Annotated in this window: 9 protein-coding genes, 1 tRNA gene and 1 pseudogene; 7 read left to right on the top strand and 4 right to left on the bottom strand. The window is 48.1% G+C overall.

Annotated elements, in window-relative coordinates; all coding sequences use genetic code 11:
• The first annotated feature begins 152 nt into the window (after positions 1-152).
• A complete protein-coding gene (yjeH, locus tag BEG40_RS18520; RefSeq protein WP_105285908.1) occupies positions 153-1,409 on the top strand; it encodes an L-methionine/branched-chain amino acid transporter in 1,257 nt (418 codons plus the stop codon).
• A 15-nt stretch (positions 1,410-1,424) separates the two neighbouring features.
• On the opposite strand, the gene BEG40_RS18515 is transcribed toward yjeH, so the two are convergent.
• On the bottom strand, positions 1,425-1,901 hold the full coding sequence (locus BEG40_RS18515) for an FxsA family protein (RefSeq protein ID WP_001267449.1): 477 nt from the start codon (positions 1,899-1,901) through the stop codon (positions 1,425-1,427).
• A gap of 336 nt (positions 1,902-2,237) precedes the next feature.
• Between BEG40_RS18515 and aspA the strand changes: the two genes are divergently transcribed.
• The 6 genes from aspA to BEG40_RS18485 all read left to right on the top strand — a co-directional run bounded on the left by aspA (position 2,238) and on the right by BEG40_RS18485 (position 8,014).
• A complete protein-coding gene (gene aspA, locus BEG40_RS18510; RefSeq protein ID WP_010349613.1) occupies positions 2,238-3,674 on the top strand; it encodes an aspartate ammonia-lyase in 1,437 nt (478 codons plus the stop codon).
• A gap of 117 nt (positions 3,675-3,791) precedes the next feature.
• Positions 3,792-5,093 carry an anaerobic C4-dicarboxylate transporter DcuA gene (gene dcuA / locus BEG40_RS18505; protein WP_000961959.1) on the top strand — a complete coding sequence of 434 codons (1,302 nt, stop codon included), beginning with the start codon at positions 3,792-3,794 and terminating at the stop codon, positions 5,091-5,093.
• Positions 5,094-5,208: 115 nt separating this feature from the next.
• Complete coding sequence (gene cutA, locus BEG40_RS18500) at positions 5,209-5,547, top strand: divalent cation tolerance protein CutA (RefSeq protein WP_000883313.1); 339 nt, start codon at positions 5,209-5,211, stop codon at positions 5,545-5,547.
• A complete protein-coding gene (gene dsbD / locus BEG40_RS18495; RefSeq protein ID WP_105285907.1) occupies positions 5,523-7,220 on the top strand; it encodes a protein-disulfide reductase DsbD in 1,698 nt (565 codons plus the stop codon). The genes cutA and dsbD overlap by 25 nt, the downstream gene beginning before the upstream one ends.
• A gap of 36 nt (positions 7,221-7,256) precedes the next feature.
• Complete coding sequence (locus BEG40_RS18490; RefSeq protein ID WP_001188520.1) at positions 7,257-7,832, top strand: transcriptional regulator; 576 nt, start codon at positions 7,257-7,259, stop codon at positions 7,830-7,832.
• 106 nt (positions 7,833-7,938) lie between these two features.
• Positions 7,939-8,014 (top strand) — tRNA-Phe (locus BEG40_RS18485).
• Positions 8,015-8,293: 279 nt separating this feature from the next.
• Here the strand turns inward: BEG40_RS18485 and BEG40_RS18475 are convergent.
• The 3 genes and pseudogenes from BEG40_RS18475 to BEG40_RS18460 all read right to left on the bottom strand — a co-directional run.
• A pseudogene (locus BEG40_RS18475) lies at positions 8,294-8,917 on the bottom strand (DDE-type integrase/transposase/recombinase); the annotation flags it as partial.
• Between the two features lie 189 nt (positions 8,918-9,106).
• The gene (locus BEG40_RS18470; RefSeq protein WP_105285906.1) at positions 9,107-9,937 is read right to left on the bottom strand and encodes an AraC family transcriptional regulator; all 831 of its coding nucleotides are present in this window, start codon (positions 9,935-9,937) and stop codon (positions 9,107-9,109) included.
• Between the two features lie 922 nt (positions 9,938-10,859).
• Positions 10,860-14,723, bottom strand: a complete 3,864-nt coding sequence (locus BEG40_RS18460) for a S6 family peptidase (RefSeq protein ID WP_123058476.1) — start codon at positions 14,721-14,723, stop codon at positions 10,860-10,862.
• Between the last annotated feature and the right edge of the window lie 155 nt (positions 14,724-14,878).

The following is a 14,878-nucleotide window of genomic DNA, read 5'->3' as shown; positions in this document are numbered from 1 at the left end:
AAAATTCTGATCAGCACAAAATCGGGTGAAAACCCTGATTCACCTCACGTTTCATCGCAATTTCGACATCGCCGTCATAAGCGAATCTGATTGTGCTACCATCGAAATCCTGCGCAGTTGCCCAATATTTGGGCGCAATCGGACTTCAACCCATGAGTGGACTCAAACAAGAATTGGGGCTGGCCCAGGGTATCGGCCTGCTATCGACGTCATTATTAGGCACTGGCGTGTTTGCCGTTCCGGCGTTAGCTGCTCTGGTGGCAGGCAATAATAGCCTGTGGGCGTGGCCAGTTTTGATTATCTTAGTGTTCCCGATTGCAATTGTGTTTGCGATTCTGGGTCGCCACTACCCCAGCGCGGGCGGCGTCGCGCACTTCGTCGGTATGGCGTTCGGCTCGCGACTTGAGCGAGTCACCGGCTGGCTGTTTTTATCGGTTATTCCCGTGGGTTTGCCCGCCGCGCTACAAATTGCCGCCGGGTTCGGTCAGGCGATGTTTGGCTGGCATAGCTGGCAACTATTGTTGGCAGAACTCGGTACACTGGCGCTGGTGTGGTATATCGGTACTCGCGGTGCCAGTTCCAGTGCTAATCTACAAACGGTCATTGCCGGGCTTATCGTCGCACTGATTGTCGCCATCTGGTGGGCGGGCGATATCAAACCTGCGAACATCCCCTTCCCTGCGCCAGGTGATATCGAACTTTCCGCGTTGTTTGCTGCGTTATCGGTGATGTTCTGGTGCTTTGTCGGTCTGGAGGCGTTTGCCCATCTCGCTTCGGAATTTAAAAATCCAGAGCGTGATTTTCCGCGCGCTTTGATGATTGGTCTACTGCTGGCAGGATTAGTCTACTGGGGCTGTACGGTAGTCGTCTTACACTTCGACGCCTATGGTGAAAAAATGGCGGCGGCTGCATCGCTTCCCAAAATTGTGGTGCAGCTATTCGGTGTAGGGGCGTTATGGATTGCCTGCGTGATTGGCTATCTGGCCTGCTTTGCCAGTCTCAACATTTATATACAGAGCTTCGCCCGCCTGGTCTGGTCACAGGCGCAACATAATCCTGAGCACTACCTGGCACGCCTCTCTTCTCGCCATATCCCGAATAATGCCCTCAATGCGGTGCTCGGCTGTTGCGTAGTAAGCACGTTGGTGATTCATGCTTTAGGGATCAATCTGGACGCACTCATTATTTATGCCAACGGCATCTTTATTATGATTTACCTGTTGTGCATGTTGGCAGGCTGTAAATTATTGCAAGGACGTTATCGCGTACTGGCGGTGATTGGCGGGCTGTTATGCGTTCTGTTACTGGCAATGGTCGGCTGGAAAAGTCTCTATGCGCTAATCATGCTGGCGGGGTTATGGCTGTTTTTGCCAAAACGAAAAACGCCGGAAAATGGCATAACCACATAATCCGGCGTTTTGACATTAATCCTGGCGATCGTCTTTATGATCAAGACGGTCGTGGTCATTATCCTTTCGCTGATACTCACCATCAAAAGTATTACCACCACCGGTCCCGGCGCTAAAACCGCCGCCCGGCATTCGGGAGAAACGCAAATGCGGCATCAGCTTCACTGTCAGATGCTTTTGCACCGGCGGTAATAAAAGAAGAAGACCGAGGAAATCGGTGAAAAAACCCGGCAATAAAAGCAGCAAACCGGCAATGATCAACGAAACACTTTTAATCATCTCCGCCGCTGGGTTTTCACCCGCCGCCATTTTTTGCTGCATCAGCACGAAATTCTTAAAGCCCTGGTTACGTACCAGTGACATACCGATAACCGATGTGAATATAACCAATACGAGGGTCAGCAATACCCCCAGAACATGGGCAACCTGAATAAAAATTGAAATCTCAATATAGACATAAAGGAAGATGGCAATAAAAGGTAACCAGCGCAAAGGTTTCTCCTGTAATAGCAACCGGTTAAATCCGGACGCCTGAATGGGTTGCGAATCGCGTTCAGCTTATATTGTGGTCATTAGCAAAATTTCAAGATGTTTGCGCAACTATTTTTGGTAGTAATCCCAAAGCGGTGATCTATTTCACAAATTAATAATTAAGGGGTAAAAACCGACACTTAAAGTGATCCAGATTACGGTAGAAATCCTCAAGCAGCATATGATCCCGGGTATTCGGCCGATGCAGGGGATAATCGTCGGTCGAAAAACATTCGAAACCACATATATTCTGTGTGTTTAAAGCAAATCATTGGCAGCTTGAAAAAGAAGGTTCACATGTCAAACAACATTCGTATCGAAGAAGATCTGTTGGGTACCAGGGAAGTTCCAGCTGATGCCTACTATGGTGTTCACACTCTGAGAGCGATTGAAAACTTCTATATCAGCAACAGCAAAATCAGCGATATTCCTGAATTTGTTCGCGGTATGGTAATGGTTAAAAAAGCCGCAGCTATGGCAAACAAAGAGCTGCAAACCATTCCTAAAAGTGTAGCGAATGCAATCATTGCCGCATGTGATGAAGTCCTGAATAACGGAAAATGCATGGATCAGTTCCCGGTAGACGTCTACCAGGGCGGCGCAGGTACTTCCGTAAACATGAACACCAACGAAGTGCTGGCCAATATCGGTCTGGAACTGATGGGTCACCAGAAAGGTGAATATCAGTACCTGAACCCGAACGACCATGTTAACAAATGTCAGTCCACTAACGACGCCTACCCAACCGGTTTCCGTATCGCGGTTTACTCTTCCCTGATTAAACTGGTAGATGCAATTAACCAACTGCGTGAAGGCTTTGAACGTAAAGCTGTCGAATTCCAGGACATCCTGAAAATGGGTCGTACCCAGCTGCAGGACGCAGTACCGATGACCCTTGGTCAGGAATTCCGCGCTTTCAGCATCCTGCTGAAAGAAGAAGTGAAAAACATCCAACGTACCGCTGAACTGCTGCTGGAAGTTAACCTCGGCGCAACGGCAATCGGTACTGGCCTGAACACGCCGAAAGAGTACTCTCCGCTGGCAGTGAAAAAACTGGCTGAAGTCACTGGCTTCCCATGCGTTCCGGCTGAAGACCTGATCGAAGCGACCTCTGACTGCGGCGCTTACGTTATGGTTCACGGCGCGCTGAAACGTCTGGCTGTGAAGATGTCCAAAATCTGTAACGACCTGCGCTTGCTCTCTTCTGGCCCACGTGCCGGCCTGAACGAGATCAACCTGCCGGAACTGCAGGCGGGCTCTTCCATCATGCCAGCTAAAGTAAACCCGGTTGTTCCGGAAGTGGTTAACCAGGTATGCTTCAAAGTCATCGGTAACGACATCACTGTTACCATGGCAGCAGAAGCAGGTCAGCTACAGCTGAACGTTATGGAGCCGGTCATTGGCCAGGCCATGTTTGAATCCGTTCACATCCTGACCAACGCTTGCTACAACCTGCTGGAAAAATGCGTTAACGGCATCACTGCTAACAAAGAAGTGTGCGAAGGTTACGTTTACAACTCTATCGGTATCGTCACTTACCTGAACCCGTTCATCGGTCACCACAACGGTGACATCGTGGGTAAAATCTGTGCCGAAACCGGTAAGAGTGTACGTGAAGTCGTTCTGGAACGCGGTCTGTTGACTGAAGCGGAACTTGACGATATTTTCTCCGTACAGAATCTGATGCACCCGGCTTACAAAGCAAAACGCTATACTGATGAAAGCGAACAGTAATCGTACAGGGTAGTACAAATAAAAAAGGCACGTCAGACGACGTGCCTTTTTTCTTGTGAGTAGTAACTTAAAAATAACAATCTAATATCAACTTGTTAAAAAACAAGGAAGGCTAATATGCTAGTTGTAGAACTCATCATAGTTTTGCTGGCGATCTTCTTGGGCGCCAGACTGGGGGGAATAGGTATTGGTTTTGCAGGCGGATTGGGGGTGCTGGTTCTTGCCGCTATCGGCGTCAAACCTGGTAACATCCCGTTCGATGTCATTTCCATTATCATGGCGGTTATCGCCGCTATTTCTGCCATGCAGGTTGCTGGCGGTCTGGACTATCTGGTTCATCAGACAGAAAAGCTGCTGCGCCGTAACCCGAAATACATCACGATCCTCGCTCCGATCGTGACTTATTTCCTGACAATCTTTGCGGGTACTGGCAACATCTCTCTGGCAACGCTGCCAGTGATCGCTGAAGTTGCGAAGGAACAAGGCGTTAAACCTTGCCGTCCACTGTCTACTGCAGTGGTTTCCGCGCAGATTGCGATCACCGCATCGCCAATCTCAGCGGCAGTGGTTTACATGTCTTCCGTAATGGAAGGTCATGGCATCAGCTACCTCCATCTGCTCTCTGTGGTCATCCCGTCCACCCTGCTGGCGGTTCTGGTGATGTCCTTCCTGGTCACTATGCTGTTCAACTCCAAACTGTCTGACGATCCGATTTATCGTAAGCGTCTGGAAGAAGGCCTGGTTGAACTGCGCGGTGAAAAACAGATTGAAATCAAATCCGGTGCAAAAACTTCCGTCTGGCTGTTCCTGCTGGGCGTAGTTGGCGTGGTTATCTATGCAATCATCAACAGCCCGAGCATGGGCCTGGTTGAGAAACCGCTGATGAACACCACCAACGCAATCCTGATCATCATGCTCAGCGTTGCAACTCTGACCACCGTTATCTGTAAAGTTGATACCGACAACATCCTCAACTCCAGCACCTTCAAAGCAGGTATGAGCGCCTGTATTTGTATCCTGGGCGTTGCATGGCTGGGCGATACTTTCGTTTCCAACAACATCGACTGGATCAAAGATACCGCTGGTGAAGTGATTCAGGGTCATCCGTGGCTGCTGGCTGTCATCTTCTTCTTTGCTTCTGCTCTGCTGTACTCTCAGGCTGCAACCGCAAAAGCACTGATGCCGATGGCTCTGGCACTGAACGTTTCTCCGCTGACCGCTGTTGCTTCTTTCGCTGCGGTGTCTGGTCTGTTCATTCTGCCGACCTACCCGACGCTGGTTGCTGCGGTACAGATGGATGACACGGGTACAACTCGTATCGGTAAATTCGTCTTCAACCATCCGTTCTTCATCCCAGGTACTCTGGGTGTTGCCCTGGCCGTTTGCTTCGGCTTCGTGCTGGGTAGCTTCATGCTGTAATGACAAATCGCGGGGCGTTCACGCCCCGCTTTCTTTCCCGCCGACTAACATCCTTCCCTCGTCCGTTGTATAGTGACCTTTCTCTTGCGGTTCCATCTGTTCTTGCGAGGTGTTTATGCTTGATGATAAAAGTTCGAATACCGCGTCTGTCGTGGTGCTGTGTACTGCGCCGGATGAAGCGACAGCCCAGGATTTAGCCGCCAAAGTGCTGGCAGAAAAACTGGCGGCCTGCGCAACCCTGATCCCCGGCGCAACCTCTCTCTATTACTGGGAAGGTAAGCTGGAACAGGAATATGAAGTACAGATGATCTTAAAAACCGACAAAGCTCACCAGCAGGCGCTGCTGGAATGCCTGAAGTCTCATCATCCGTATCAAACCCCGGAGCTTCTGGTTTTACCTGTTACACACGGAGACACAGATTACCTCTCATGGCTCAACGCATCTTTACGCTGATCCTGCTACTTTGCAGCACTTCCGTTTTCGCCGGATTATTCGACGCGCCAGGACGTTCACAATTTGTCCCAGCGGATCAGGCTTTTGCTTTTGATTTTCAGCAAAACCAACATGATCTTAATCTAACCTGGCAGATCAAAGACGGTTATTACCTTTACCGTAAACAGATCCGCATCACGCCTGAACAAGCGAAAATTGCCGACGTGCAGTTACCGCCAGGCGTCTGGCATGACGATGAGTTTTACGGCAAAAGCGAGATTTATCGCAAGCGGCTGACGCTTCCAGTGACCATCAACCAGGCTACGGCTGGCGCGACATTAACTGTCACTTACCAGGGCTGCGCTGACGCTGGTTTCTGCTATCCACCAGAAACCAAAACCGTACCGTTAAGCGAAGTGGTTGCCAACAACGCAGCGCCACAGCCGATGTCTGTTCCGCAGCAAGAGCAGTCCGCCGCGCAATTGCCCTTTTCTGCGCTCTGGGCATTGTTGATAGGTATCGGCATAGCCTTCACCCCCTGCGTACTACCGATGTACCCACTGATTTCCGGCATCGTGCTGGGCGGTAAACAGCGGCTCTCCACCGCCAGAGCATTGTTGCTGACCTTTATTTATGTGCAAGGGATGGCGCTGACCTACACGGCGCTGGGTCTGGTAGTTGCCGCTGCCGGATTACAGTTTCAGGCGGCGCTACAGCACCCTTACGTGCTCATTGGCCTCGCCATCGTCTTTACGTTGCTGGCGATGTCGATGTTTGGCTTATTTACCCTACAACTCCCCTCTTCACTGCAAACGCGCCTCACGCTGATGAGCAATCGCCAACAGGGCGGCTCGCCCGGCGGTGTGTTTGTTATGGGGGCGATTGCCGGTTTGATCTGCTCACCATGCACCACCGCGCCACTTAGCGCGATTCTGCTGTATATCGCCCAAAGCGGTAACATGTGGCTGGGCGGCGGCACGCTTTATCTCTATGCGCTGGGCATGGGTCTACCGCTGATGTTAATTACCGTCTTTGGCAACCGTCTGCTGCCGAAAAGCGGTCCGTGGATGGAACAGGTCAAAACCGCGTTTGGTTTTGTGATCCTCGCGCTGCCGGTCTTCCTGCTTGAGCGGGTGATTGGTGATATATGGGGATTACGCTTGTGGTCGGCGCTTGGCGTCGCATTCTTTGGCTGGGCCTTTGTCACCAGCTTACAGGCCAAACGCGGCTGGATGCGCGTAGTGCAAATAATCCTGCTGGCAGCGGCGCTGGTTAGCGTGCGCCCACTCCAGGATTGGTTATTTGGTGCGACGCATACCGCGCAAACTCAGGCGCATCTCAACTTTACACCAATCAAAACGGTGGATGAGTTAAATCAGGCGCTCGTTGAAGCCAAAGGCAAACCGGTAATGTTAGATCTCTACGCCGACTGGTGCGTTGCCTGTAAAGAGTTCGAGAAATACACCTTTAGCGACCCACAGGTGCAAAAAGCGTTGGCTAACACGGTCTTACTTCAGGCCAACGTCACCGCCAACGACGCACAAGATGTGGCGCTGTTAAAACATCTAAATGTCCTTGGCCTGCCGACAATTCTCTTTTTTGACGAACAAGGCCAGGAGCATCCACAAGCACGCGTCACGGGCTTTATGGATGCTGAAACCTTCAGCGCACATTTGCGCGATCGCCAACCGTGAACGACACTTGCAGTGGGAAAGACGGAGGAAAATAGCGTGCAACGTGAAGATGTACTGGGAGAAGCCCTGAAATTATTAGAATTACAAGGGATTGCCAACACCACGCTGGAGATGGTTGCTGAACGTGTGGATTATCCGCTGGATGAGCTAAGGCGATTCTGGCCGGACAAAGAGGCGATCCTCTACGACGCGCTGCGCTATCTTAGCCAACAGATAGATGTCTGGCGTCGTCAGTTGATGCTGGACGAAACTCAAACCGCCGAACAAAAGCTGCTGGCGCGTTATCAGGCGTTATCAGAGTGCGTTAAAAACAACCGCTATCCGGGCTGTCTGTTTATCGCTGCCTGTACGTTTTATCCCGATCCTGGCCACCCTATTCATCAACTGGCCGATCAGCAAAAAAGCGCGGCCTACGATTTCACCCACGAACTATTAACCACGCTGGAAGTTGACGATCCGGCGATGGTGGCAAAGCAGATGGAACTGGTGCTGGAAGGTTGCCTGAGCCGAATGCTGGTGAATCGTAGCCAGGCGGATGTCGACACCGCACACCGGCTGGCGGAAGATATTCTGCGCTTCGCCCGCTGCCGCCAGGGTGGCGCACTGACCTGACAAAAACACAGAAAAGAAGCAATTTGCCGCAATCTTAAGCAGTTGAATCGCTTTTACTGAAATTAGGTTGACGAGATGTGCAGATTACGGTTTAATGCGCCCCGTTGCCCGGATAGCTCAGTCGGTAGAGCAGGGGATTGAAAATCCCCGTGTCCTTGGTTCGATTCCGAGTCCGGGCACCAAAATTTATAACCCTCGCTACGGCGGGGGTTTTCTTTTTTTGAGCCAACACGTTTTGGTTTATAAGTAGTTACCCTTTTTAAATTTCCTCCGACCCCGCTCCCCGGTGGTACAAAATGGGCCTTATTATAAAGCCTATCAAATACCGGAATGGCACCTGACACATCCGAAAAACAGTTCCTCAGATTGTAGTGATGTGACGCCCTTTCCTGGAGCAGTCAGTGCCATACTTTTACTGTCTGCGTTTGCTACGGGAGTAAATCACATGAGTACGATCAGAGTTGCTGGTATTGATATCGCCAAATCAGTTTTTCAGGTCTGTGTCTGGATGGTCGATGCCTCCGTCGCATGGAACACCACGCATTTCCCATGCCATTTCCAGCGTTTTTATAGTCAGTCTGCTGTCCGGTGAGAACGACATTGCCCATCCCACAGGCTTTATGGCGAACAGATTAAGTATTACTGCGAGATATCCCCATCGTTTACCTGTCCAGATATACGTCACGTCGCCACACCACACTTGATTTGGCTCTGTCACGGCGAACTGCCGGCAACATGTTCATGACCGCCACGCTTGTACCGGCAAGTCGGCTACTGGCAACTGACCAGCCCCAACTCTTTCATAGCCAGCGCCCCATCTGATAGCCTCTCTGGGTTGCCATTGTGGCGATGATTCTTACTCCGACCGAACCATGGCTGATGCCATGTAGCTCAAGTACCTGACTGCATAATACAGCCCGTCTGCCGTCTGGTTTTCCAGAACGTTTTTTCCAGTATTTGTAGCTACTGCGATGAACCCCGAATACATGGCAGAGAGTGGCCACAGGATAACGCGCCCTGCGTTTCCCGATTATCGGGAACTGTTCAGGGAGTCCGACATCAAGAGCGTGGTAGCGTTTTTTAATATTTCGTTTCCATTTAAATTCGTTATAGCTTTTTCTTTTAAAGGTAAAAGCGACAGCGAAACCATCTGCGATGGCTGGCGTTAACGTTGCGTTCTGATCCAAAAGCCAGGGGATGTCTCCTGGCTTTTTCCTGCGAAGTACCTTAAAGGTATCGAAGCATGATTTAGGATATATTATCTATATAACTCATCATGACTGTTTTTTGACTTTCAAAGAAAATTGTTTCGGCGTAATGCCAAAGAACTCTTTAAAGTTACGAATAAAATAAGACGTACTGGTATAACCCACTTCATTGGCAATACTGTTTATATGCTTTTCGGTAGTCGTGATGAGTTTAGCCGCCTGATGCATGCGGATATCCAACACCAGCGAATTAAAATTATTACTCTCTTTCTCAAGCTTCTTACGAATCGACACCGCCGACATATGCAAAATGCCTGCAAGATCCACCAGCTTCCACGATTTTGTGAGATCGGCTTCAATGATTGTCTTTAATCGCTCAGTAAAGGTAGTATCCGTTGATACCGACAGAGAATAAACTAACGATTCAATGTCCCTGATTTTAGAAAGAAGATAAGTAATCTTATAAACTTGTCTGTGTTGAGGAACGTCACTCCCAATTAATCGTTTGAATATTTTAATATCTGTTTCATCAACAGAACAGGTGAATATTTTACGTCGCATCTGGCTGACATTTTGCGGTTCCAACAAAAGCGGCTCCATCACCTTACAGATACAACTGAGCACATCACTGTCAATGTGATAGATCTCGTAGGGTACACCTTGGCCTAATACTTTTAATGCAACATCAATCACTGTGTTTTTTTCGACATAACAAAGTGATTCAGGGGGTACATTAAAGGATTGCCCATCTTTCGTTTTTACAAGCAGTTGTGCATCGTGCAAATAAATAATAGCACAGTTGTAAAAGCGAATTTTCTTCAGCACTAACACATTGTTATGCGCATAACTTTCCTTAACCGGGAAAGTAAGGTTACTTAAAGCACTTTGACTATTCATACAGTCACCCCCATGCTTTATATGCATATAATTTCACGGGTTATCAGCCATGTAAACTCGGAATTTTTTATTTATCGAAATATCTTATAATTTTAATTATTCATTTTTTAACTATACATCTCTTTAAAATACAAAGCATTACAAACTGACCTTGTCGTGATTATTAACAATTTTAATATTTCAAAAAGAAAACAATACGTAAATGCAGCAATCACACATTTGGCAAAAGAAAAGAATTTTTAAGTAAGACTGGAAGCTTTCTGGTGGACTCCGCACCCAGTTTTAGTTTTATCGAACGTATTTTATAATAAATACTGTACTCTTTGAGCTGTGTTATCGTCGCTATCTCTCTAATTTTCTTCCTCTTAAAAAAATACAAATAGACTATTTTCCTCTCATCCTCCGTAAAGTTGTTAAACACCGAAACAGGCGAGGGACTACGACTCTCAAAAACACATAGTTTCTTCTGTCTCCAGGATATTTGCTCAAGGTATAAACATATGACTGGGTGTTTCTCCATAAGAAAGCAATAAGAGAAGTAATCATCCCTGTCGCAAATCAGGTAGACTTTACGATATTTATTACGCATCTCTTGGGCTGAATCAACATCTCTGTACTCGAAACATTTAATATCTGAATTATCGTCAGAGAGCAATGATAACCCATAATTAAAAAATGTATTTTTACTTGCCAACAAAAAAGCAACAGGCATAAGAACCCTTATTCATAAAATATATTAGGCGCCTTAACTAAAAGTGACTATAATGTATAGAAACGTCAAAAACCATCCTAAAAAATAACGCTATGCGATAAAATTATGTTAACCCAAAATGGTTGTAAATACATTTAATTCTCACTTACAATTAATTTATTAAAAAGTCTGAACTATCCGCTCAGACTTTTATGTTCTTAAAAATCAAAATCAGAATGAATAACGGACATTGGCATTAATTGCCTTATCAATATCGTAATGACCGAAAGCTGAACGCTCTACATTGAGACTAATCCTGGTGTTTTCTTTAATTTCAGCATTGACACCTAAATTAAAATTTACACGGCTATCTTTACCGTTTCTGATAGATGTTTCCCCGGCAAGATCACGAACGACCGTTTTCTCAGGATTAAACAGGTCATACTGATAATGAACGCCCGCTAGCGCAGTCAGCTTATAGTCTCCACCTGTAAAGGTTTTACCGATTTCAACGCCAGTACGACCAATCAATGGGTTCTCCTGTTTACGCTGCATACTGATGTCATAACCTTCAGACTGCCAGGCAAAACGGTTTCCTGACACCGCGCCATAGACCAGTTCCGTCTGCGGCTCGATAAATGCCTCTCCCGGAAGCAAGAAGCGCCAGCCCGTTTCCGTCCCCAGATACCAGGAGTGCGAACTGTAATCCTGCTCCGACATCGATACTTCCGTTGCCGAGTAGTGGTTGTCGTGGCGAACATACTTACCGATCACATCTATATACAGCCCGGAATCAAACATCGTGGACGCATAGAGACCAATACCGGCTGATTTCGTCTGACCGGACCAGCCTGTGCCATGACTATTACTGTTAGTGAATGTTGCTGTCACACCGGTAAACAGATCGCCACCGTTAAATGACTGTTTTCTGTCAGCCCCTATCTGCAGGTGCGTCCAGCTGTTGGAATAACCCGCATCTGCGGACCCCGTACCACTATAGATGCGCGCCCATGTGCCAGTATCTCCATGAGTATTACGCAGATCACCCATACGGTAGTTCAGATTGTTCATTTCCGTCAGGAAGCTTTTATATCCAACGTCCATTACGGATTTACCTGCCTGAAGCGCCGCTTTATCCTGCTGAACGTCAAATCCTTCCAACCGCCATTGCTTGCTGTTCGCCGTTTCCACCATACTCAGTTGCGGTGTATAGGTATGGAAACCCGTACGTTGTGTGATTGGCTTTAGCATAAACACATCGCTTTCCGTAGCTTTCGGCGCGTTAACCAGTGGGAGAGTTGAAGTTGCTTCGCTGGCAGCAGAAAGCGTCGGGACAACAACCAGCGAGTTATTTTTCCCATTCAGCGACTGGTTAACCGTTACCGTATCCGCTGTTTTACCGTTGGTATTGATGATGAACATGCTGTTATTGGCAGTCAGAGTATCCACATTCAGCGCACCGGCTGCGCCGGCATTGCTGAAGCTCACTTGCGCCCCCTTCAGCTCGAGGGATTTCACAGCAGACTGACCCTCTGCCCGCCAGAGGGTATTCGTCATCATCACACGTGCCAGTGGCGCACTCAGGTTGCCACTATAAGCTGTGAACAGATTCTGATCGGCTTTATTCGTTACACCAAAATTCAAACTAGCAGCATCATTTGCCTGAATATTACCTGCCATTACGCTACCCGCGCCGGCATTCAGCGTTGAGCCCTGCCCGATAAAGCTCCAGCGCCCGGCGGTGTACTTTCCAGGTAACATTGAAAGTGTTGACCCCGCACCGGCTGTCACTTCTCCGTCAGAGATCAGCCCCGATGTCGCCGTCAGATTCGCGCCATCCGCCAGCGCGAGTGCTGAGCGGGTGAAACGACTGAACACATTGAGGGTGGCATCGCCAGAGGTCACGGTCGTCGTACTGTCAGTGCTCTCTATACCGCCAGAAAAATGTTCATTAATAGTAAGCGTGGAACCATTTTTCAACGTTACCCGTCCGTTGAACCGGCTCTGGTCAGTCTCAGTTGTCGCTTTTGACTGACCCAGTGAGGGCGTAGTTTGTACACCATTCCCGTCATTAATATCGATGTAGAGATCTTCACTACCCAACGTTACGGTGGAGTGGTTCGCATTGATGTTCGTGCTGAGACTGGCGTTTCTCGCCAGGTCAAACGCTGCATTATTCAGGTTAAGCTGCTGCATACTGAAATGTCGTGTTTCCCAGTCATCCTGAGTAAAAGACACGGGCTGAGTCAGTACAGAATTGTCGCCAAGCGTCTTAAGTTTATCTGCCACGGCCTGAGTACTGACAGCATGAATAACTGGATGCCCCTGAATAAACAACCGGCCATTTTCTTGGGTGAAGCTCCCTTGCGTGTTCATCCCGCCGTCCATGACAAAGTCATTCTGCGTTCCGGGCGTAACAGTATTTTTGACATCAACATTGCCGGTAAAGTGGCCGTGCCAGATATTGGCAACTGCCGCGGTGGTATCTGCTTTATTGAAATCCAGATTCACCGTAGCTTGCGATCCACTGTTCGTCAGCACAGCGCCTTCATCTGCGCCGTTGAGCTTATGGAAAGTGAGACTGTTACCATTGATATCGAGCTTACCACCGCGGTAATCCCACAAGATATTATCAGGGTTAACCTGCTTATCATCATGCAGTACAACTGTTGGGCGTCCGCTAACAATATCAACAATATTAAATGCCTGGACGTTCCCATCGCTGTCCGGTCGCTGCGCCAGAATCACCGTCCCTTCACCAACATTCAGCCCTCCGGGGTTAATACCCGAGCCGTTCACCTTCAGTGTCCCGGTTCCGAGCTTGTGCAGATTATCACCCTGAACGCCGTTCACCTGCCAGTCGACGGTACGATCGCCATTAACAATGATCCCGCCGCCTTTCCAGGTTTCATCGGCACTGGCGCTAACAGTGTAATTCGCATCAAAAGTCAGTGTCCCTGCCCCCTGATCCACAGCGTTGTTCAGCGTGATCTGTCCATCAGAACCGAGGAAGGTCAGATTTTTACCGTTATTGAGATTTGAGCCATTTACGCTGCCATGCATATCCCAGCGCTGGCTTCCCTGGGTGAGATTCCCGGTACCGGTTTGACTATCAAAATTCCAGAGAATTTGCTCAGAAGATGTATTATTGACCGCAGGATCGGAATCCTGATCGAGAACGCTTTTAACATAGTCGACGGGGATGACGGCCCAGTTATTTCCGTTACCACCCGCACCATTACCCGCAGTTAATACGCCAACCAAAGTCCATTTATTAATGGTTGTATCAAAGCCAAACAAGGGGGAACCGCTGTCGCCAGCTTCACCATACGTCGCCATCGGTCCGTTTGCAGAGTTATAAATTTGTCCAGAGGAGGTCGAGATCATCTGACCATTTTGATAAGAATGAAGCGAACCCACGGTACCGCCAGTAAGATAGCTATAAGCTCCCCAGATATGCTGAAGTTGCCCAGATGGCGTTTTGATGTACTGCGTCCCAGATCCTACACGATAGAAAGCAGGAAAACGCGTTTTATCGTTATAGATGTTATTCACGGTACCAGCATGAGTCATTTCTGACGGGTTAACCTCCGTCACAATCTTGTTCAGTCTTGGCGCATGGAAGTCCAGTCCCCAGTGATTATTTCTGTCGACGATCGTATACGTGTAGTTGCCGTATCGGACTGACTGATAGCCGCCATTATGCTTAACACTTACCACATATTGCGGGCTGACTAAGGTGGCGACACCTGTTTTATCTACGGAGCTAAAATCAGCCATTGGCGCTTTATCCAAGACGCTCGCTGGGTGACCGTTTTTATCGTATAACGTGATACCGGTAGCGCCAGCCTGAAAAACACCACGGTTTTGCGCAAAGTCACGGTAAGTTTGATAAGGAAGGATGTTGCCTACGTCTGAGGCGTAAATTCTAGCAGGAAAAGAAACCGCCATAAGTCCAGATATCAGTAGGGAACATATTACCTTTTCTTTACGCCAACGACAGATTCGATGATTTTTTTTTACCCCACTACAAAGTTCTGATACAACAACAAGCTCCCCGCAAGAATTAAATTTAACCGTATATATCTTGTTCATGCAATTCTCCAGCTATATTTGAAATATGTACTAATTAAAGTATGAAACACAAATAGGCATAGCAAGAAGAAAAGAATAGTTTCAATTTTATTATCACATACAAACAAAATAAGAAGCACAAAAAAAACAACAAAAAAAGATAAATAAAAAGAAGT

Origin of the sequence: Escherichia sp. MOD1-EC5495 (assembly GCF_002965965.1) — a bacterium.
GTDB lineage: Bacteria > Pseudomonadota > Gammaproteobacteria > Enterobacterales > Enterobacteriaceae > Escherichia > Escherichia ruysiae.
The sequence above is the reverse complement of the archived record's forward strand: the minus strand, read 5'-3'. Positions and strand labels throughout refer to the sequence as shown.

Coding starts and splice junctions, on each gene's coding strand:
- dsbD (WP_105285907.1), top strand. CDS start 5,523: ATGGCTCAACGCATCTTTACGCTGATCCTGCTACTTTGCAGCACTTCC.
- BEG40_RS18470 (WP_105285906.1), bottom strand. CDS start 9,937: ATGAATAGTCAAAGTGCTTTAAGTAACCTTACTTTCCCGGTTAAGGAA.
- aspA (WP_010349613.1), top strand. CDS start 2,238: ATGTCAAACAACATTCGTATCGAAGAAGATCTGTTGGGTACCAGGGAA.
- yjeH (WP_105285908.1), top strand. CDS start 153: ATGAGTGGACTCAAACAAGAATTGGGGCTGGCCCAGGGTATCGGCCTG.
- cutA (WP_000883313.1), top strand. CDS start 5,209: ATGCTTGATGATAAAAGTTCGAATACCGCGTCTGTCGTGGTGCTGTGT.
- dcuA (WP_000961959.1), top strand. CDS start 3,792: ATGCTAGTTGTAGAACTCATCATAGTTTTGCTGGCGATCTTCTTGGGC.
- BEG40_RS18460 (WP_123058476.1), bottom strand. CDS start 14,723: ATGAACAAGATATATACGGTTAAATTTAATTCTTGCGGGGAGCTTGTT.